The 20,510-nt window shown below is 40.8% G+C and carries 16 protein-coding genes and 1 pseudogene; 8 read left to right on the forward strand and 9 right to left on the reverse strand.

Going from position 1 to position 20,510, the window contains the following annotated elements:
• Positions 1 to 558 (forward strand): glycoside hydrolase family 9 protein (locus tag C7B62_RS12105; protein ID WP_199194166.1); only part of this gene is annotated, 558 nt, incomplete at its 5' end.
• 140 nt (positions 559 to 698) lie between these two features.
• Here C7B62_RS12105 and ftsH read toward each other — a convergent pair.
• From ftsH to purC, 6 genes are all read right to left on the reverse strand, one after another.
• The gene (ftsH, locus tag C7B62_RS12110; RefSeq protein ID WP_106236346.1) at positions 699 to 2,651 is read right to left on the reverse strand and encodes an ATP-dependent zinc metalloprotease FtsH; all 1,953 of its coding nucleotides are present in this window, start codon (positions 2,649 to 2,651) and stop codon (positions 699 to 701) included.
• Between the two features lie 365 nt (positions 2,652 to 3,016).
• The gene (lpxA, locus tag C7B62_RS12115) at positions 3,017 to 3,808 is read right to left on the reverse strand and encodes an acyl-ACP--UDP-N-acetylglucosamine O-acyltransferase (protein ID WP_106236411.1); all 792 of its coding nucleotides are present in this window, start codon (positions 3,806 to 3,808) and stop codon (positions 3,017 to 3,019) included.
• 396 nt (positions 3,809 to 4,204) lie between these two features.
• Complete coding sequence (gene fabZ, locus C7B62_RS12120) at positions 4,205 to 4,684, reverse strand: 3-hydroxyacyl-ACP dehydratase FabZ (protein ID WP_106236348.1); 480 nt, start codon at positions 4,682 to 4,684, stop codon at positions 4,205 to 4,207.
• 610 nt (positions 4,685 to 5,294) lie between these two features.
• Positions 5,295 to 6,125, reverse strand: coding sequence for a UDP-3-O-acyl-N-acetylglucosamine deacetylase (gene lpxC / locus C7B62_RS12125; protein ID WP_106236350.1), 831 nt, complete (start codon positions 6,123 to 6,125; stop codon positions 5,295 to 5,297).
• Positions 6,126 to 6,284: 159 nt separating this feature from the next.
• On the reverse strand, positions 6,285 to 8,339 hold the full coding sequence (locus C7B62_RS12130) for a BamA/TamA family outer membrane protein (RefSeq protein WP_233219933.1): 2,055 nt from the start codon (positions 8,337 to 8,339) through the stop codon (positions 6,285 to 6,287).
• Between the two features lie 517 nt (positions 8,340 to 8,856).
• Positions 8,857 to 9,588 (reverse strand): phosphoribosylaminoimidazolesuccinocarboxamide synthase, encoded by a 732-nt coding sequence (gene purC / locus C7B62_RS12135; protein WP_106236352.1) that lies wholly within the window; start codon positions 9,586 to 9,588, stop codon positions 8,857 to 8,859.
• Between the two features lie 264 nt (positions 9,589 to 9,852).
• Here purC and C7B62_RS12140 point away from each other — a divergent pair, with 264 nt between their 5' ends.
• From C7B62_RS12140 to C7B62_RS12150, 3 genes are all read left to right on the forward strand, one after another.
• Positions 9,853 to 10,098, forward strand: a complete 246-nt coding sequence (locus C7B62_RS12140) for a hypothetical protein (protein ID WP_106236355.1) — start codon at positions 9,853 to 9,855, stop codon at positions 10,096 to 10,098.
• A gap of 86 nt (positions 10,099 to 10,184) precedes the next feature.
• Positions 10,185 to 11,210 (forward strand): ABC transporter permease, encoded by a 1,026-nt coding sequence (locus tag C7B62_RS12145; protein ID WP_106236357.1) that lies wholly within the window; start codon positions 10,185 to 10,187, stop codon positions 11,208 to 11,210.
• Positions 11,211 to 11,236: 26 nt separating this feature from the next.
• Positions 11,237 to 11,497 (forward strand): hypothetical protein, encoded by a 261-nt coding sequence (locus C7B62_RS12150; RefSeq protein ID WP_106236359.1) that lies wholly within the window; start codon positions 11,237 to 11,239, stop codon positions 11,495 to 11,497.
• Here C7B62_RS12150 and C7B62_RS12155 read toward each other — a convergent pair.
• The 3 genes from C7B62_RS12155 to C7B62_RS12165 form a co-directional block, all read right to left on the reverse strand.
• Complete coding sequence (locus C7B62_RS12155; RefSeq protein WP_106236361.1) at positions 11,494 to 11,697, reverse strand: hypothetical protein; 204 nt, start codon at positions 11,695 to 11,697, stop codon at positions 11,494 to 11,496. The genes C7B62_RS12150 and C7B62_RS12155 overlap by 4 nt on opposite strands.
• A 168-nt stretch (positions 11,698 to 11,865) precedes the next feature.
• Entirely contained in the window at positions 11,866 to 13,725 is a 1,860-nt protein-coding gene (gene cobJ / locus C7B62_RS12160; RefSeq protein WP_106236363.1) for a precorrin-3B C(17)-methyltransferase, read from the reverse strand.
• 137 nt (positions 13,726 to 13,862) lie between these two features.
• Entirely contained in the window at positions 13,863 to 14,807 is a 945-nt protein-coding gene (locus C7B62_RS12165) for a glycosyltransferase family 2 protein (protein WP_106236365.1), read from the reverse strand.
• A 277-nt stretch (positions 14,808 to 15,084) separates the two neighbouring features.
• Between C7B62_RS12165 and C7B62_RS12170 the strand changes: the two genes are divergently transcribed.
• From C7B62_RS12170 to C7B62_RS12185, 4 genes and pseudogenes are all read left to right on the forward strand, one after another.
• Complete coding sequence (locus C7B62_RS12170; RefSeq protein ID WP_106236367.1) at positions 15,085 to 16,326, forward strand: glycosyltransferase family 2 protein; 1,242 nt, start codon at positions 15,085 to 15,087, stop codon at positions 16,324 to 16,326.
• Positions 16,327 to 16,358: 32 nt separating this feature from the next.
• Positions 16,359 to 16,541: pseudogene (locus C7B62_RS12175) on the forward strand (cyclic nucleotide-binding protein); the annotation flags it as partial.
• Positions 16,542 to 16,819: 278 nt separating this feature from the next.
• On the forward strand, positions 16,820 to 19,969 hold the full coding sequence (locus tag C7B62_RS12180) for a hypothetical protein (RefSeq protein ID WP_106236369.1): 3,150 nt from the start codon (positions 16,820 to 16,822) through the stop codon (positions 19,967 to 19,969).
• 27 nt (positions 19,970 to 19,996) lie between these two features.
• Positions 19,997 to 20,509 carry a GAF domain-containing protein gene (locus C7B62_RS12185; RefSeq protein ID WP_233219934.1) on the forward strand — a complete coding sequence of 171 codons (513 nt, stop codon included), beginning with the start codon at positions 19,997 to 19,999 and terminating at the stop codon, positions 20,507 to 20,509.
• Position 20,510: the final 1 nt, after the last annotated feature.

Raw genomic sequence — 20,510 nt, forward strand, 5'->3', positions numbered from 1 at the left:
CCTTTCTTTAAGGAACAAACCAAAAATTGGCTCGATACTTGGGTTGAAGGGCGAGGTAGCGTTAAGTATACTAGTGGTGGTTTTGCTCACCGCGCTCAATGGGCTTCCGTACCATTGAATATGTCTACTGCTTTTGCTGCGGAATGGTACAACGATAATGTAGAAGAGAATTCTAAATACAGTGATTTTGCCCATAAGCAAGTAGATTATGTTTTAGGAGATAATCCTGCTAATTTTAGCTACGTGGTAGGATTTGGCGATAATTATGCTCAAAGAACTCACCATCGGGGTTCTGCGGATACTGCGCCTATGGATGATAGCGATCGCCCCAACGATCATCTGCTCTATGGTGCTGTGGTTGGTGGTCCTGGTAAGGTGGATGATTTCTCTCACAATGACCGTCGTAATGATTGGGTCACTAATGAAGTAGGTACTGGTTATAATGCTCCTTTTGCTAGTGCAGCGATTCAACAGTATGAGAACCTTGGTGGTGATCCACTTTCTGAGTCTCAACTGGATCAGTTGATTGGGGTTGATGCTAACGGTACTGGTTTTTAGTTTTTAACTTACCGTGTTTACTTAATCGACAACATGGTAAGTAAGTAATTATTAAGCCCTAAAGGAGCAGCGATTGCTGCCCCTTTAGGGCTTTTTTTTGACTTTCGTACGGGCATTGTATTGCCTTGCCCCTATCTTGTTTAACTCTTACTCAGAAGACTACGCATCTTATTTTCCTTATCTTCTTTCTGACTAGAGCCATATACGGGAGAGAACTTAGCTAGCAACTCTCGAAATTCAGTGCCGTCAATAGTTTCTCTTTCTATAAGTAAATCTACGATGCGATCTATAGCTAATCGATTTTCACTAATAATATTTTTGGCTTTGTTGAGACAATCAAAAGCGATGTTTCTAATGCGAATGTCTATTTGAGCGGCAACTTCTTCAGAATACTCGTTTCTAGAGCTGTAATCACCTCCTAAGAAGACAGGCTGATCTTGACCTTCCAGTGCCAACGCTCCTAAATCAGACATACCAAACTTGGTCACCATTTGACGCGCAAAAGAAGTCACCATCTGAATGTCTTGGCTAGCTCCTTGGGTAACCTCATCAACGCCAAACACCTCTTCTTCTGCTGCTCTACCGCCCAAAGTGGCGGTAATTTTAGCTAAAATTTTGCTTTTGCTTTCCAATCCCATTTCTTCGTCAGGAGTAAACCAAGTTAGCCCCCCTGCACCACCACGAGGAATGAGGGTAACTTTCTCGACAGGATCGTGACCAGGAACCATTGTGGCGACAATTGCATGACCCACTTCATGATAGGCAATTAGTCTTTTAGATTTACTATCTACTAAGGGAACTCCCTCCATTCCAGCTACAATGCGGTCTACGGCATCATTTACCTCTAGCATCGTTACTGCTTGTTTATGTCTCCTGGCGGTTAAAATAGCTGCTTCATTCAGAAGATTAGCTAGATCGGCACCGCTAAACCCAGGGGTACGTCGAGCGATCGCTTCGAGGGATACTTCAGGAGCAATCTTTTTACCACGAGCATGAACTTCAAGAATACCCAATCTACCCTGCAAATCAGGATAGTCAACAATCACTTGGCGATCGAAACGACCAGGACGCAATAACGCCTTGTCCAGAACGTCTGGACGGTTAGTTGCTGCAATAACGATAATGCCACTGTTGCCTTCAAAGCCATCCATTTCCGTTAGTAGCTGGTTTAGGGTTTGCTCCCGCTCATCGTTGCCGCCACCAATACCTGTACCTCTCTGGCGACCAACCGCATCAATCTCATCGATAAATACCAAACAAGGAGCATTTTCTTTAGCTTTCTTAAACAAATCGCGGACGCGGGATGCTCCTACCCCCACAAACATTTCGACAAATTCTGAGCCTGAAATACTGAAAAAAGGTACGCCAGCTTCTCCTGAAATTGCCTTGGCTAGTAATGTTTTACCCGTTCCTGGAGGACCAACCAACAATACCCCGCGAGGAATCTTTGCTCCCACTGCCGTAAATCTTTCAGGCTCTTTAAGAAAAGTGACAACTTCCTGTAATTCTTCTTTAGCTTCTTCGATTCCTGCCACATCATCAAATTGGATGCCTGTCTTAGCCTCCATTTGAAACTTGGCTTTAGAGCGACCAAAGTTTAGCGCCTGACCTGATGCATTGGCCGAGCGACGCAAAATCATAATTAGTCCAGACAATAAAACCATGATGATCAGCAAATTAAGTAAGATCCCCACAGTGGTCGAGTGATCGAGGGAAGTTTTAGTACTAAAATCAATGTTTTTGGCTCTAATTTTGGGAATTAAATTTTGGTCTTGCTCAAATAAGAGTACTTCTTTGGGAGCGTCGTCTTGAGACTGACCTTTTAAAACTACGCTAGCTTTATTAGTAGTTTCATCAATTTCTACCTTTGTTATCTGATTTGATTCTAGTTTTTCTAAAAACTCACTGTAGCTGAGGTCATTTTTAGAACGCTGTTGAGCCAAGACTGGAGTTGCCAAAAAACAGGTCTGTAAAATCATCCATCCCGCAGCTAGCCGACCAATCACAGCTTTAGTTTTTTTTGGTTGTCGATTGAGTCGACGGACAGAAGTTCTGTCTTGCTTCGTTTGCTGCTGAATTTGACAATTTTCCATAATTATGAATTATTTTATTGTTATATACTTACCAATGAGCGCAATACAAAAGACAAAATTTGAAGATTTTTTGATAATTTGAGCATAACTCCAGCCTAACTAAAAAAATTAGGTTTTACTATAATTTAACAGATTTGATTATCAACAAGCTATGCTGCCAAAATTATAGCCATTTGAGCTACGAAGTTAGGGTATGTCATCAATTGGACTAGTCTGCATTTCGAGTAAAACAATTTTTCGCTGTTGCTTTGTCTTGCTCGTCGTAAGTCACAAACTACTTTTTCTGCTAATCAGTTGAGATGGCGATCGCACTCATGCTCAATCAAGCCAATATGAAAAACTAGCAAGGCTGGATTCTTGCTAATTTACTTACCTCCAATCAATCCTCGACGATTATCTGCCAGAGAAAATTCGATAAACTTCTGTAGATGCTGAACATGTCGGTTATCAGTTAACTGAGCGAGTTGAGCGATCGCTTCTTGAATAGGTAAATTTTGTAAGTAGAGTAAGCGAAAAGCTTGTTTCAACTGGCGTATCTCTTGCTGACTAAACCCTCGCCGTTTTAAACCAACTAGGTTAAGGGATCGCACTTTAGCTGGGTTGCCCTCCACCATCATATAGGGTGGGACATCTCGACTAATGCGACTCATTCCTCCAACCATGGACATACTGCCGATATGGACAAATTGATGAATACCCAAAACACCGCTAATAATCGCCATTGACTCAATTTGAACATGACCCGCGATCGCCACACTATTAGCAATTACAATCTCATTCCCAAGCGTGCAGTTATGACCAACATGACTATATGCCATCAAGAGGTTGTCGTTACCAATCACCGTCGCTTCCCCTTCCTCAGTGGCGCGATTGATCGTCACATATTCACGAATACGGTTGCGATCGCCAATAATAACCTCACTATTTGCCCCTTTATATTTGAGATCTTGGGGTTCTAAACCAATGGCTGCACCAGGAAAAATTTGGTTATCTCGACCAATTGTGGTCAATCCATCAATGATGGCATGACTACCAACTACTGTATTAGCGCCAATCTTAACCTGACTGCCGATGACCGCATAAGGTTTGATTTGCGCCGTGGGGTGTATTTGAGCGTTTTTATTGATAACAGCGGTTGGATGAATTAAGGCTGTCAAAATCAATTCTCCTAAAGGCTATGGTAATTTTCTCTGTGGGCATAATTATCAGTGGTGGCAAGACAGTAAGCCTCAATTGCTTAAAGACTCTAAAACGGATAATCTACTGAGCTTTTTAGTTAAGTAGAACACACCAGTTACATCGCGCTAAAGTATATATCGAAGTGTATCCCTTGAGGGAAACCTTCGGATATATCCCTTTAGGACTGCTTCAAGAACTAGTTATGCAACAACGTAGTCTATATCAATTGAAAACTGCTGTAAGTCACATTTCCTACTGGCTAATTTAAAGTTACGCACGATGATAACTTATCTATTCAAAATGAACAGATAAAATTGCAATATTCAAGTTGGTTATTATTAATAATAATTATTTTTTTTGCACTTCCATGAAGATTAAGTTTGCTGCTCAATTAAAGAAAATAACATTTCACCTTTGACTGCCAATTCTCCATCAACTTCGCCGATTCCCTGCATCTTGGCAATGCGGTTTTGCTTGAGCGATAACAGTTCTACGGTCATAATCAAGCGATCGCCAGGAGTTACAGGACGACGAAAACGTACCTTGTCAATTCCAGCAAAAGCAAAAAACTTGCCGCTCATGCCAGGCAGCTGAACTAAAATAATCCCTCCTACTTGTGCCATTGCTTCTACCATCAAGACTCCAGGCATCAACGGAAAATCGGGAATATGACCAGGAAAAAAGGGTTCATTAAAAGTGACATTTTTGATGCCGACTGCCTTCTCTCCAGGTACATAATCAATAATGCGATCGACTAGGGCAAAAGGATAGCGGTGAGGTAATAGCTGATGAATTTCTTGAATATTAAAAGTGGTTTTAAGCTGGGTGTCGGGAGTTTCGATGGCAGAATCCATTATTTTAATTACTGATTACTGATTATTTGCGAAGCGCGAAAAAGCGTTGGCGGGAGAACCCCGCTTGAGCTTATTGAGCAAGAAGCTTATCCTTTAGGACTAATTACTGATTGTTCATTGCTCATTGTTCATTGCTCACTGATAGGGCAAAAGGATGGCGGTGAGGTAATAGCTGATGGATTTCTTGAATGTTAAAAGTGGTTTTAAGCTTGGTGTCGGGAGTTTCGATGGCAGAATCCATTATTTTAATTACTGATTACTGATTATTTGCGAAGCGCGAAAAAGCGTTGGCGGGAGAACCCCGCTTGAGCTTATTGAGCAAGAAGCTTATCCTTTAGGACTAATTACTGATTGTTCATTGCTCATTGTTCATTGCTCACTGATAGGGCAAAAGGATGGCGGTGAGGTAATAGCTGATGGATTTCTTGAATGTTAAAAGTGGTTTTAAGCTTGGTGTCGGGAGTTTCGATGGCAGAATCCATTATTTTAATTACTGATTACTGATTATTTGCGAAGCGCGAAAAAGCGTTGGCGGGAGAACCCCGCTTGAGCTTATTGAGCAAGAAGCTTATCCTTTAGGACTAATTACTGATTGTTCATTGCTCATTGTTCATTGCTCACTGATTTGAGCCAGCTTTTTGGCTAATTGAGTATGCAGCTTGTGACTGGCTTTGTAGGCCAAGATATGAGCGGTTGGTAATTGACCCAACAGACTAAGATCTCCTACTAAATCTAATAGTTTATGACGGGCTGGTTCATTAGTAAATCTGAGGGGAGGATTGAGCCAGCCGTGATGGCTACAAACTAGAGCATTTTCCAGGTTTCCGCCTTTAATTAATCCTGCTTGCTGTAACTGTTCTATCTGTTCTGCAAAACCAAAAGTACGTGCTGGGGCAATTTCTGTAGCAAATTCCTGTTCAGCAGGACTCCAACTGTGCCACTGATTGCCGATCGCCTGATAGGGGAAATCAATGCCGTAGGTAAAGCGTGTTTGAGTTGCTGGCAAAGCTACCACAAAGCAGTCACCATCACGAATCCAAATTGGCTCTTGGGGCGTTATCGGCGCTTGAACAAACTTATTTTGGTGCGCTTGTATTCCTGCTTGGGCGATCGCCTCACACCAGTTTTGTGCTGAACCATCTAGTAAGGGTAATTCTTCTGCATCAATTTCGATGCGCGCATCATCGATACCAGATGCCACTAGAGAAGCCAAAAGATGTTCTACCGTTCTTACCTTGACATTTTTCACTACCAATTCCGTAGATAAAGTAGTTTGCCCCACCGCCTGAACTTGAGCAGGAATTATCGGGTTTTCTGACAAATCCACTCGTACAAAATAACGACCGTCTCCAGGCTTAGCGGGTAATACTTTTACGGTGGTATATATCCCAAAATGCAGCCCCACCCCCGACAACTCAAATGGTCTAACTATACTTGTCATCTGTTATTGAAGAAAGTAATTGGCACAAGCTTGCTGAGAAAATAGGTAGGATTGGATATTGGAAATTTTAAGATTATCGAGAATAAATATAATGTCTCAATCCATACTTATTTTATATGCTGTTTTATCAAAAAGATAGTTTTAACTTATATATACAACTTAAAATTTCTCCCCAATCCCAAATTGAATTTGATTACCCCCTTCATCATTAATTGCATAATCCACTCGGATTGGCCCCAAAGGAGACTGTATCCGAACACCCAAACCATAGCCAAAACCGCTACCTGGCAAATCTCTCTCAACAGAAGGACTTCCTGGCACGCTATCGTCAGAACCAATAGTTGTACCATAGTCAAAAAAGAGTGCGCCACCAACAATTTTAAAGATAGGGAAACGATATTCGGCTGTGGCCTGGAAAAAACTTTTACCACTGCCAACTTCTCCATCACCGTAACCCCTAATCGAATTACTACCACCCAAAATAAAAGCTTCGTAGGGGGGTAAATCACCAACAATTGTACCTGCTTGGAAGTTAAAAGCCAGCGCCTCGGTGTCACCACCAAAGGGAACAATATTGATCGGAAAGTATCGGCTGTAGTTAGCCCGAACACGATTAAAGAGAATTCCGTCAACAGGGATGGTTTGCTCTGTACCTAATCTTAAAACAGAACCTTTAGTTGGTTGTAAAGGATTATTACGGCGATCGCGCGTAGCGTTAAAACTGAGAGACAACAGATCGTCTGTTCCATCATCTCCCGCAGCTAGATTGAAACCCTCTTCCGACAATGGAGCTAGATCTCCATCACTATTCTTGACTTCGACCCTTTGATATCTAACCCCTGTGGATAATGTCCAATCTCTCCGCTTAAAGGGATCTGAGGGTATAGGACGAGAAAAGTTAATGCCCCCTCCTGTACGTACCACCCGTGGAGAATCACCGCCATTATCGGTATTAATATCCTCATCTCCGTTAAAAACCAACGAGATTGACCGACGACGGAAAGCATTTACAGTATAGGAGGTACGGCTTTCGCTGCCTGCAATCCAAGGATCGGTAAAGTTGACATCAAATAGCAAACTATCATCCCCCACCTGCACTTCTGTGCCTAAAGTCTGATTATTGCCACCAAAGTTTTTTTGCTGATAACTAGCTGTACCAAACAGCCCACTATCAGAACTAAAACCTGCCCCCGCAGCAACTGAGCCGTTACTGCCTTCAACCACATCAATATTGACTACCACCTTACTAGGATCTTTTCCTGGACTAAAAGAAAAACGAGCATCCTCAAAAATCCCTAAACCATAAATTCTCTGTAAGTCTTTTCCTGCCGTCTCACGATTAAAGACATCTCCTGGCTCTAGTTCTACTTCCCTAGTGACAATAAACTCACGAGTTTTACCCTTAATCGGCTCATCATTTTCATCAAAGTATCTAACCTTAATATCTTCAATGACGCCTTCCGCAACCACTAGGGTAACGTTTCCTTCTGGACTAACCTGGGGCGCACCGACAACTTGAGCTAGTTGATAACCATTCTGGCTATACCATTCATTGACTTTGATAATGCCCTGTTGAAGATCTCGAAGATTGAGAATCCGACCATAATTAGCGCCGAAAAACTGGTCGACTTTCTGAGCAGGTAAAACTCCGCTGCCTTCTTTTTGAGCAACTGTCTGAATATTGACATCTTTTAAAATAGGGTTTGGTTCTACATTGAAAGTAATTCTGACCCCCAGAGGAGTATCTCCTGGAGTTACTTCTACATTTTGAAAAAACCCAGTCGCGTAAACAGCGTTAACATCTTCTTGTAGTTGAGTTCTAGTAGTTGTTCTGCCTGGTTCTGTGGCAATAGTGGCATAAACAATATCTTTTAATTCTTCATTCGCGCCATCTACTACTACTTCTGCTACTAAAACACGAGGTTCGTTTGGAGATTGAGGCTGATCTGTGTTGCTTTCTCCTGCTGGAGGCTGAACTTGGGTATTTCCGTTGGGGTTAAATTCTGGCAGCTTGATATCAGGAGCGGTTTGAGCATCATTAGCAGACGGCAATTTTGGCTGGGGATTTTGGGCGAGCTTGACTGGCTCGATGTTGCGCAAAAGAAAAGCTCCGTTGTGAACCACAACTTTGTTGTCAATTTTACTTGACTGATGATAGACAGGGCTTTCGGCTCTACTAGGTGGAGTAAAACCACAAGTGAGAGTTGTAGCCAAGATTGTAAGTAAGGTAGGAGATAGACGCAATTTTTTCACTTCGATAAACACTTCCACACACCAGATAGAGAACTATGCGAGTAGACAATAGACAATTTTGAGACAATTTTGGTAATTATCTTGCTTTCGGTCGACCAATTTAACTCACGATCAGCTAATTTGAGCTAACTTAGCAAAATTATTGTTAACCAAAGTGGTAGAACTACCACTGAATAAGTTAAGTTTCGCTTTTCAGCTCTGAGTTGAGAAGATGATGACTGGAGTAACACTATACTTGCTTAGTAATTAATAAGCGATAGTTAGGTTCTCATCTGAGGCTGTTGACTTCGAAAGCATTTTAAGCGATCGCTAGCTAAGATCTTTTATTCTCAAAGCTCTTGGTCAACTACCAAAAAAGCATGACTATCTCCTGCAATCTAAGTTCCCTATTGTGTAAATTAATTAGGACTTACCTAGATTGAACTATTAAAGTCAAATAGTTGATAAAGTATAGATTGAAGTTAATGATTGGGAAAGTTTATAACTTTAACTGAGTTAAAACGCGCTGTTGAACTTCTTGATAGGCATTTTCTACTTGACCCAAATCCTTGCGGAAACGATCTTTATCCATGACCCTAGACTGAGGATCATTTTGCTTTTGATCCCAAAGACGGCAAGTATCAGGGCTGATTTCATCTGCTAACAGCAAATTTTGTTGGCGATCAATGCCAAATTCAAGTTTAAAATCCACCAAGGTAATCTTACATTTATCAAAAAAACTTTGGAGATTTTTGTTTATTTCTCGCGCCATTTTTTCGATTTCCGCTAATCTTTCTGGTGTAACTAAATCTAATAAAAATATGCGATCGCGAGTCAATAAAGGATCGCCTAATTCATCACTTTTGTAGTAATATTCCACCAAAGGCGTGGCTAATATTTTTCCCTCTGGTAATCCTGTTTGACGGCATAAGCTTCCTGCTGCAATGTTTCTTATTACTACTTCTATAGGTATAATTTCTACTGCTTTAACTCGCATTTGATTCGGCTCAGGACAATCAAGGTAGTGGGTAGGAATATCTTTTGACCCTAACCAAGCAAATAATGCTGCCGTGATTTGGCAATTGATCTCTCCTTTTCCTTTAATTTGCCCCCGCTTCTGGGCATTAAAAGCTGTTGCATCATCTTTATAGACAGTAAGCAATATTTCTGGATCTGCGGTGGCATAAAGAATTTTTGCCTTGCCTTCATATAGTTTTGCTGCTTGTGACATACTTCAGTGGTAGTAATGACTTTGATGATCGGTTAACCGTAATGATTAAGTTAAGAATAGGTTAATAAAATCTAAAAACCTTGTTAAGATAGAAAAAATAAAACCCTGTCTATCGTAGCGTTTGCTAGTAGCATTTAAAAAACCTTCTGATTAAGAGCAGCTAAGATCAGCAATTGTCAAAAATTGTTAAGCTAAAATTGGACATAACATAAATAAAGATAAATAAAGTGATTATTAATTGGTTTCAAAGTACACCCTCGAACTATGACAATTAATCAAAGTAAAAACGATTTTATTCATCCGCGACATTCGTACCACGGTAGAGTCAAGCCAGAAAACTTGGTATTCAATTCCAACTTGCAGGAGTTTGCCCAAAAAATCAGCTATATTTGCAACTTAGAAACTGCGGGTAAACTGCCTCCCGACGAAGCTTATAAGCGGATTAAATCCTTGTGGAAAGAGCTGAAAAAAAGTAAGAAGGAGTTGGGTATTGGGCGAGATAGTCAATGATGAGCCAACAACTGCGTTAAATTTTAGATTGTTCAAACCGCAATAGTGACTGCTATAACTAATAAGATTATTTATTATGGCTGACTATGTCTCGCTCCAAAGCTCTACAATCTTATATTTTGGTTCGTCTGTTGCTTGCCCCCTTAATGTTATTGACGATCGCCACGATTGTATTTTTACTGCTCAGGGCAACTCCAGGAGATCCAGCCGACGCGATTCTAGGCACTCGTGCGCCTGAAGCAGCTAAAGCAGCATTGCGATCGCAGTTAGGTTTAACTAATCCTCTTTGGCAACAATATCTAGACTATCTCAAAGATTTACTGAGCTTCAATTTAGGTAGCTCTCTTTCCAGTCGTGGCTTATCAGTTTGGTCAGTAATCCAAGAATATTTTCCTGCTACCGTTGAACTTTCTTTTTGCAGTATGGTAGTGGCGATCGTTGTGGGAGTTTTTACAGGAATAGTTTCCGCTTCCTCCTCGAATAAGTTTTTAGATGTCGGCGGTAGACTATTTGGGATTATCACCTATTCCCTACCTTTATTCTGGGTTGGCATGGTCTTACAATTAATTTTTGCCGTTAATCTCAATTGGTTTCCTTTGGGTACACGCTTTCCCGTCAGCGCGACAACTCCGCCAAATATTACAGGGCTATATCTGATTGATAGTTTACTGGCGGGAGATCTGGGAATGCTGCTTAACACGATACATTATTTAGCTTTGCCCAGTTTAACTTTAGGCTTGCTCCTGAGCGGGATTTTTGAGCGGATCGTGCGGGTAAACCTCAAACAAACTCTCCAGGCAGACTATGTAGAAGCAGCAAGAGCTAGAGGCATTGCCGAAAAACATATTTTGCTCAATCATGCTCTAAAAAATGCCCTAATTCCTCTGATTACGGTATTAGGTTTGACATTTGCTGCTCTACTTGGCGGTGCAGTGCTAACGGAAGTAACTTTCTCTTGGCCAGGGTTAGGCAATAGACTATATGAAGCAATCTCTTTGCGCGATTATCCTACTGTACAGGGAGTGATGGTATTTTTCGGTATCATTGTGGTATTAGCTAGTATTGCGATCGATATTATTAATGCCTATATCGATCCGAGAATTAGATACTAAATACTAAACAATAAACAATAAAAAATATGGCTCGTTTAAACATTCATAGTCTGTCAATGCAAATCAGTCGTATGTTTGAGCAAGGACAGTCTTTCTTTTGTGAGATTAAAGTGCAGGATTGGTTGAGAGAACGAAATCAAAATCCCGATGATTATGAAATTTCTTTTGTGGAAAAACCAGCACCACCAGGATCGGGATTGATTATTATGCGTGAAATCAAATTACGTCGTAAAGACGGCAAACCAGTTGAAGAGTGGATTCAAGAAGATATTAATAGCTACGCCTAACCAGCATCAACTCGATCAATTACATAACAAATTATTAGCCAGATACCTGCCGAGACAAAAATAGTTAACAACAGTTTGAGAATAAACAGCTTAATGTCTGATAAATCTTGACTATACTTATAAACTAGGGTGGAATCGATCGCTGCGGTGAAAAATCCTAAACCTTGCTTTAAATTTCTATTGGAAAATCTACTATTCATAATCAGTTATTAATAAACTTTAACATTTTAACTTCTTAGTCTTTCCAATTTTAAAGAGTAGTTAAAGATCTGCCCATTAGTAATCTTGCGGGCAAACTACGTTGTAGAAAACCATAATTTTAATGTGGCTTAAGAAAAAGGGTTAAATAGCTTAGTTATTATTAGTAATTAATTTTCTGTAGCAAAACCCAAATATCCTCTGGGGGTAATCATCCAGCCAGCATGATTACGAGTAGTAGTATTGCCGATAATCACAGTAGTGAGCATATCTATTGGTTGCTCCAGCATTTTCTCGATTGTAGTTAATATTACCTGTTCATCATCCCGATATGCCCCATGAACGATCGCCACGGGAGTATCTGCTTGACGATATTGGGCAAAAATTTCTTGGGCAGTAACAATTTGTTGAGTACGAGTTTGCGATCGCGGATTATATAAAACTGTAATAAAATCACCACTAGCTGCTGCGGTGAGTCGTTTTTGAATCATCTCCCAGGGAGTTAACAAATCGCTGAGGCTAATGGCACAAAAGTCGTGCATGAGAGGTGCGCCCACCCTAGAAGCTGCCGATTGCAAGGCAGAAATGCCAGGAAAGACTTGTACCTGAGGAGATTTTCCATTCCAACCTGTAGCCTGTAATTCTTCTAAAACCAAACCTGCCATCCCATAAATGCCACAGTCTCCAGAAGAAACCACGGCGACGGTTAAACCCCACTGAGCTAGTTCAATTGCTCGTTTTGCTCGCTGTTGTTCTTGGGTAATGGGGGAAGATTCGACTATCTGTTCTGGACGTTTGAGAGAGGCAATGAGGTCGATATAGAGACGATAGCCAATGACAACATCTGCTTCTGTAATGGCAGTCTTAGCAGCAGGAGTAATTTGATTTAGGTTACCAGGGCCAATCCCAACCAGGTATAGCTTTCCAGTTCTACCAATATATTCTTGATCGGTTTGAGCGATCGCTACGGTAACGGCTCCCGAGCGATCATCCGATTTGAAAATTTGTTTGGATACCAGCAAATTTTTGCCTGCTAAAATAGCGGCAGCTTCTGCCACACTGAAAGTTCCTACTTCTTGTTTTACTACCGCCGAAGGAGTAGGCACATCTACTTGATTTAATTGTTCCGCTGTGAAAGTTTTAAAAATTAAATTGCGTCTTTGACATATTTCCACAATTCCCGTCTCGTCGGCTTTTAAATCAATACTGGCAATTCCCGCGATCGCTTCCGTCGCCAAGTGATAAGTCTGACAGGTTTCATCAATTGCTTGCTCAATTAACTTTCTCGAAGTATTTCGCTCACAACCAAGCCCAATCCACAATACTTTGGGATGCCAGTGTACTACTGGCAAGTTATTTTGGGGGACAATTTTTCTTTTAGTCGGGCTGATCCAAATTCGTGCTTGAGGTTGAGCCTGTATTTGAGAGTCGGTAAAACCAAAATCAAAAGAATGTTGTGTTGGTAGATGTTCTCGCCACAACATGCAACCAGCTTCTTGAATTACCTCGATTCTTTCTTGTTTGGCAATTGCTGCCATTACACCCGTCCAATCACCTTCTCCCTTACGCCAGCCATAGATATACCCAAAAGTATCAATTGCTGGTAAAGATAGATTATGAGCTGCTCCCGTAATGATTGGAGTTGCGCCAATGCTCGTGGCGATCGCCTGAGTCAAAATATCTGCTCTACCTTGATGTCCACTGCAAAGACTAATCACATAATTTCCTCTGGCATCTATTACCACTACCGCAGGATCTTGAGCCTTGTGTTGCAAAAGGGGCGCAATCAACCGCACCACTGCCCCAGCAGCTAGACAGAAAACAAAGGCCTGGTGTTGTTCCCAGATTGTAGCCAGATGCTCCCTCAGAGAATTATCATAATGTTGAGCATCTGTGGAAAATTCAATTGAACTAGGCAACCACAGAGTAATATTTGGGTCTTGGGTCAAAGAGGCAATTGCTTGTGCTGTTTGTTGATTAGTTGCGATCGCAGCTATCGGGGCAAACTGTTCAAAACAAGAGTTATTCAAGATATTGTCATAATTAGAAGCAGATGGACATCAATAAATTTACCGCAAATCCTCTAACTTAATCAGAAATGTGTAATTTTAGTATATTCATATGTTTCAATTATTAACTTTTAAACTGGCAAGATAATACGTTGCCACTACTGCTTAACGCCTAAATCGGTATGAACTGTCTTATATTCCTCATAATTTACCCCCAGCAAACCAGCAAAAGTTCCCGCACCCCGATAGATAAATAGCAAAGCTTTGGCAACCTCTGTTTTACCCATAACGGAAGCGGGAATAAAATAGATAATACCAAGTAAAATCAAACCCAGCCCTTTAATCATCCTCGCCAACCTAATCTGAAAAGTAGGATAAAGCTCTTTTTCGACTAAGCTGTGAGTCCCCCAAGTGCGAAAACCGCGATTAAGAATCCATTTTAAATTAGTGCGCGAAGCAGGAATCCATTCATAAACGATCGCTTCATCTGCCCACACAATTTTATACCCAGCTTCATCTAAACTTAAAAAGAAATGCGAATCTTCCCCACCAGTCATGGCAAAACGGTTGTCAAATACAGGTTCGTACTGACGAATAATTTCCCCTTTGACCATGACGTTATTAGTAAATGCAACATGGCGTATTGCTCCAGTTTGGTAACGAGGAGTCTCAAAAAAACGTCCTTGTTTGATCCAGTTCGAAACATCGTCTTCTAAAAAGCGAGGAATGATTGGCCCTGTCACAACATCGGCTGCATATTTTTGTTGGGCTAGCAATAATTCTTCAAGCCAGCATGGTTCAGGAGTTTCATCATCATCAATAATTGCGACAAAATCTGCCGATCTACTCGCTAAACTAATAGATTTATTGCGGGCATAAGTAATACCTCTTTGTGGCTGGGTTGTAAATTTTAAAGACCAATTAAAATCTGCTTCTATAGACTGGCAAACTTGTTGAGCTACATTTTCCGTGTCATTGTCAACAACTATTACTTCTATCTCAGGACGATCTAGCCTAGCAAAAGTCAAATTATTAATTGCCTTAAGTAATCTTTTCAAGCCTTCGGGTCGCTTAAAAGTGATAATACAGATAGAAACAAGCATATTGATTTAAAATTTTTAGATTTTAATTGTAGCAATTTTAACTACAGTTTTACTTCGCGTCAGGTTAATTAAATGTTTTAATAAATAGTTTGGTTGACTTTTGGGGGTAATTAAGAACTTGCATTAAGCTAAATCCGTCTAGTCAAATTTAGCATGATTTTTTAATAAACTCAGGAAAGTAAAAGCTTCATCGAAATCGACAAGAATAGAAAAACATAGATATCATCAAAAGCTAATATGGTATTACTTAGTAGCCATAGTCTAAATAATTATTCAGATGAAATTTAGTTTTATAGTTGACTTTATTTTTCTAGCAGCAGGAATTATTATCTTCATTCCCTGTTTAGTGTTTTTTTTAGAATGTCTGGGGGCATTTATTTTATCTTCTCCTCGTCTGAATCTAGAAAATATTAATCCTCAAGAATCCTTCAAGGATATAGCTGGCACGTCACGACCTATAACTACAATTTTGATTCCTGCTCACAACGAAGCCGAGCAAATTATTAATGTTATTGAAGTTTTACAAACTCAGATAACCGAACAAGATCGAGTAATTGTCATTGCTGATAACTGTCACGATCTTACCGCTGAACTGGCTAGATCGACTGGAGTAGAAGTTTTAGAACGAGAGCATAAAACAGATCGGGGCAAAGGATATGCTTTAGATTATGCTATGCAGCAGATTCAAACTGATCCACCAGAAGTTCTAGTTATTCTTGATGGCGACTGTATTGTCGAACCCGATACGATTAAAAATATTACAAGTAGCGCGATCGCTACAGGCAGACCAGTACAGGCGACCTATTTAATGGAGCAGCCCGATCATCCTAGCCTGAAAGATAATATTTCCATGTTTTCGATCAAAGTTAAAAATCAAGTACGTCTGTTGGGTTTAAATCGTCTGGGCTGGCATAGCCTTCTAACAGGTTCGGGGATGGCGTTTCCTTGGTCACTAATTAATCAGGTTTCTTTAGCTGGTAGCAAAACTACCGACGATATGCAGCTCACGGTTGACCTGGTTTTAGCTGGCTCTACCCCTGTTTTTTGTGAAAATGCTCGAGTTATGGGTCGTTTGATGAAAGATCGAGACGCTCAAAGTCAGCGATCGCGCTGGGAACACGGGCATTTAGAAATGATTGGGCAAGAAGTACCTCGGCTACTGAAGGCATTTCTCACAACCAAGAATTGGGCTGCTTTAGGATTAGCTTTAGATATTTTGATTCCTCCTTTATCCTTGCTAGTCATGACTTGGATAGCAAGTATGATAGTTGTTTGGTTGGTGATCATCTTTACGGATGTTTCTGTTGTTCCCGCTGTTATTGTGACAATTGCTGGAGGCTTCTTGCTCACGGGTGTATTGTTAGCCTGGGTCAAGTTTGGACGTACTGATCTGCCTTTTAAAAATTTAATTGCTATTCCTTTTTATATTTTGGGCAAAATTCCTATCTATCTCAATTTTTTAGTCAAACCTCAAAGCAGATGGTTAAAAACAGAAAGAGATTTACCCAATAATCATTGAATATTGCTGTTAGGTTGCTTCGTTGTCTATTTTTAGTTCATGCCGATAGCAAATGCGCTTCAACAGCGATCGCCAAAACTGACTGTAAGTTAGCCATTATGGAACGTAAAAACTTTCTCTTTGCCGTACAACAAACTCCCATGTTTGCTTTAGAAATAATGCGCAGCTATAGCGATCGCATTCGTCGTTTAAGAGAATCTGTAACCAGCGAATAATGAAAGTGTTTTGAGTAGCAAAATAGTGCAAACAATCTCTTCGAAACCAGAAAAAAGCTATAAGCTAATAACTACGACCGATTGATGACGAGAGAGGCTTTCTTGCCGAAAGCATCTCTAATAAATAATAAGATCGACAATCCATCTGTAGGTGGAGCAAAACTTATTACTTTAGGGGGTGCTGGCAAAGTTAAGGGAAAGTCTAGCCTAGTAATTAACACATTCCTCTAAACAACGATACGAGTTAATTATTAAACTAGGCGAGGAAATAAATAATTATGTTTGCTAACGAACTTGCTCTGAACTTATACCAACTAGCGCAGTATTCAATAATTGAAAGAGATTTAATGCCAGAAGAATCTTCCGTTCTTTTTTCTGGTCCCAAATTCCTGGTAGCATTACTGGCTGGGATATTAATGGCATTTGCCTTTCAATTGTTATTGACAAATTTCACAGTTGCTGTCGGAATTCCAATTCTAGCTAGTGGCGATGACGACGATGATGATGATGATGACCAACCAGATACTTTAGGCGGAAAAGTTCGTAAAACTGAAGCAAAAATTGGGCTTTGGGCATTAATTACTGGCAGTATTGCCTTGTTCGCTGCTTCCTATTTAGCAGTCAAATTGAGTTTGATTGAAAGTCCCCTACTAGGCGTAATTATTGGAATAGTGATCTGGGCTGCCTATTTTTCGGTGATTATGTGGATAGGTTCATCGGCAGTAGGTTCTTTAATTGGTTCTTTAGTTAGTACTGCAACCTCTGGCTTACAAGGGCTGATGGGGACAGCAACTGGTGCGATTGGGGCTAATATTGCCAGAAAAAGTGCGATCGCCACAGCCGAAGATATTACTGCTGCCGTGCGTGAAGAATTAACTTCTGGTTTAACTCCTGAAAAACTCAATCAGACTTTAGCGACTTCTTTAAGTTCTCTACAGTTACCTTCATTAAATCTTCCCGAAATTCGCTCTCAATTTGAACAGTTACTAGGTGATGTAGATTTAGAATCTCTCGGCGATATGCCTGATGGCATAGCTTCGCAACGCGATTTGCTCAACAATATCAACCGTGAGACTTTGATAGATTTTCTAGGCAGTCGTACCAACTTATCTAAAACAGATCTCAACCGCGTTGGTGAGCAACTAGAAGGTGTTTGGCAACAAGTTCTTAATCGCCAAAATCCCACTGAAAAAATTATCACTTTAATCAAGGAAACCAACCCAGAAGAGCTAAACACAGAAAAACTCAACGAACAAATCCAAGAATTAGTTGCAGTAGGAACTTCAGGCAACGGCAAAAGTAATGGCATAGTCAGACAAGCTGTTCAAACAGGCGTTGGCAGGGCTATACCAGCCGTCATGGAGAGAGTTAACCTTTCTGATGTGGATATCGACAAAATCACTAGCCAATTACAACAGCTTAAAGGTAAAGCTCAACAAGTAGATGTCGAGCAGATCACTCATAAGCTAAAAGAGTTGAGAGATAAAGCCACCGAAAAAGTCACAGAAATAGCTCCTGTCTCATCTTCTCAGACGATTCAAGCTGACATCGAAGATTACATCCTCAATTCCATGCCTTGGCAATTTAGCCGTCGCAATCTGATCGATGAATTCAAAGAAGTTATCTACGATCCTAATGCCAATGCTGGCAGCGTTAGCCAACAATTGTCAGAACTCAATAAAGAGTACTTTGTTTATTTACTGAAACGACGTGGTGATCTTAGTCCCCAGAGAATTGGCCAGATTGCTAAAGAGATGGAACAGATACGCACAGAAGTCTTAGAAACTGTGCAAAATGCCGACAGCGAAGAAACATCTCAAGATCTGCGTGGCAGAATTGAAAATTACCTCCGTTCGACTGGGAAAGAAGAACTTAATCCTGACGCGATTGGACAGGATTTCTCTACTCTACTCGAAGATCCCAACGCAGGATTGGAAGAGCTACAAAAACGCTTCTCTCAATTTGATCGCGATACTCTGGTGCAACTACTCAACCAAAGAGACGACATTAATGAGGAAGAAGCTAATAATATCGTCGGTCAACTTGAGCATACCCGCGATCGCGTTTTAAATCGAGCCAGAGAATTGCAAGAACAAGCTCAGGCAAAGGCTCAAGAAGTAAGACAAAGAGTAGAAGACTATCTGCGTAATACGCAAAAAGAAGAACTAAATCCCGATGCGATTGAACGGGAATTACAGACGCTGCTAGAAGATCCACAAGCAGGATTTAAAGCTTTACAGACGCGAGTATCACAGTTTGATCGCGATACTCTAGTACAGCTATTATCACAACGAGAAGATTTGAGCGAAGAACAAATCAATCAAATTATCGATCGCGCTGAATCTGTACGAGATCGTATTTTGCAAGCACCACAGCAGGTAGCTGAGCAAGCTAAACAACGTTCCCAAGCAACCATCGACTCGATTAGCGAATATCTGCGTAACACTAATCTAGAAGAGCTTAATCCTGAAGGAATTCAGCAAGATTTAACTAAATTGCTGGATAATCCCAAGGAAGGAGCTTTAGCCTTGCGCGATCGCTTGTCTCAAGTAGATCGGGAAACTTTGGTGAAATTGCTGTCTCAGCGGGAAGACTTGAGCGAAGAACAAGTTAATCAAACTATCGACCAAGTAGAAGAGGCAATTCAAAATATTGTTCGTGCGCCACAACGTTTGGCAAAACGAGCCACCAAAAAGGTCTTGGACTTTGAAGCTAATCTGGAAAACTATCTGCGCAATACTGATAAAGAAGAACTTAATCCTGAAGGAATCAAGCGCGATCTGCAAATCTTACTACAAGATCCCCGTGCAGGAATGGGTACTTTGCTAGAACGAGTTTCTCAGTTTGATCGCGAAACTTTGGTTGCGGTACTCTCTCAACGAGAAGACATATCCGAAGAAGAAGCCAATCAAATTGTCGATCGCATTGTATCCGTGCGTGACTCAATCCAAGAGCAATTTCAGCAGATTCAACAGAAGATGCAGTCTGTACTTGACAGTATTTTCGGTAAAGTTCGAGACTATCTCAATTCCCTCGAACGTCCCGAACTTAACTATGAAGGGATTAAGCAAGATTTTGCCCAAGTATTTGACGATCCTAAAGTAGGATTTGAAGCCCTGCGCGATCGCTTAGGTGAATTTGATCGTGATACTCTAGTTGCCGTTTTAAGCTCCCGCGAAGACATTTCCGAAGAGCAAGCCAATCAGATTGTTAATCGCATTGAAGAAGCACGGGATAATGTACTGCATCAAGCCGAACGTATCCAGCAAGAAACCCAAAAACGCCTGAACGCTATTAAAGCAGAAGCGAAAAGACAAGCCAAAGATACCAGAAAAGCTGTTACCGATGCAGCCTGGTGGTTATTTGGTGCTTCTTTCACCTCTTTAGTTGCTAGCGCGATCGCTGGGTTTGTGGCTGTTAGTTATTAAATAAACTACCAATTGTCAGGGAAAAAATTGTCTACTCCAGCAGATCCAGAAAATATTTTAGCCGAGTTAGTTAAAGCGATCGCCAATACTTTAGAGGTCGATCGCTGTTTTCTTTATGTTCGTGACCCTCAAACCCGTCTAGGTCGACCAGCTTTTTGTAATTGTCGTAATCCTCAAATTACTGATGTTAGCAGTAACCAATGGAAAGTGGAGACAGAATTAGAAGCTCAAGATCCTTTGTTTGCCGCAGCTTTGAATTGTCAAGCTACGGTATACGTAGAAGATGTAGAAACTGCTTCCCCCAAGGTGGTCAACCGTGAGTTTGAAGCCCGTGAATTTGGACATCGAGCTTTAATTCATGCTCATCTTTGTGCAGAAGGAAAGCTGTGGGGAATTTTGCAACCCTGTATGTTTGAGCGTCCTCGACATTGGACAACAACAAATCGAGAATTTATGGAGATGATGGTAATTCAAATGACCCCCTTAGTTCAACAATACGTACAAAAAAATCTCAAAAATATTAGTGGTGTAGGAAAATAAA

It is taken from the genome of Pleurocapsa sp. CCALA 161 (assembly GCF_003003995.1).
Classification (GTDB): domain Bacteria; phylum Cyanobacteriota; class Cyanobacteriia; order Cyanobacteriales; family Xenococcaceae; genus Waterburya.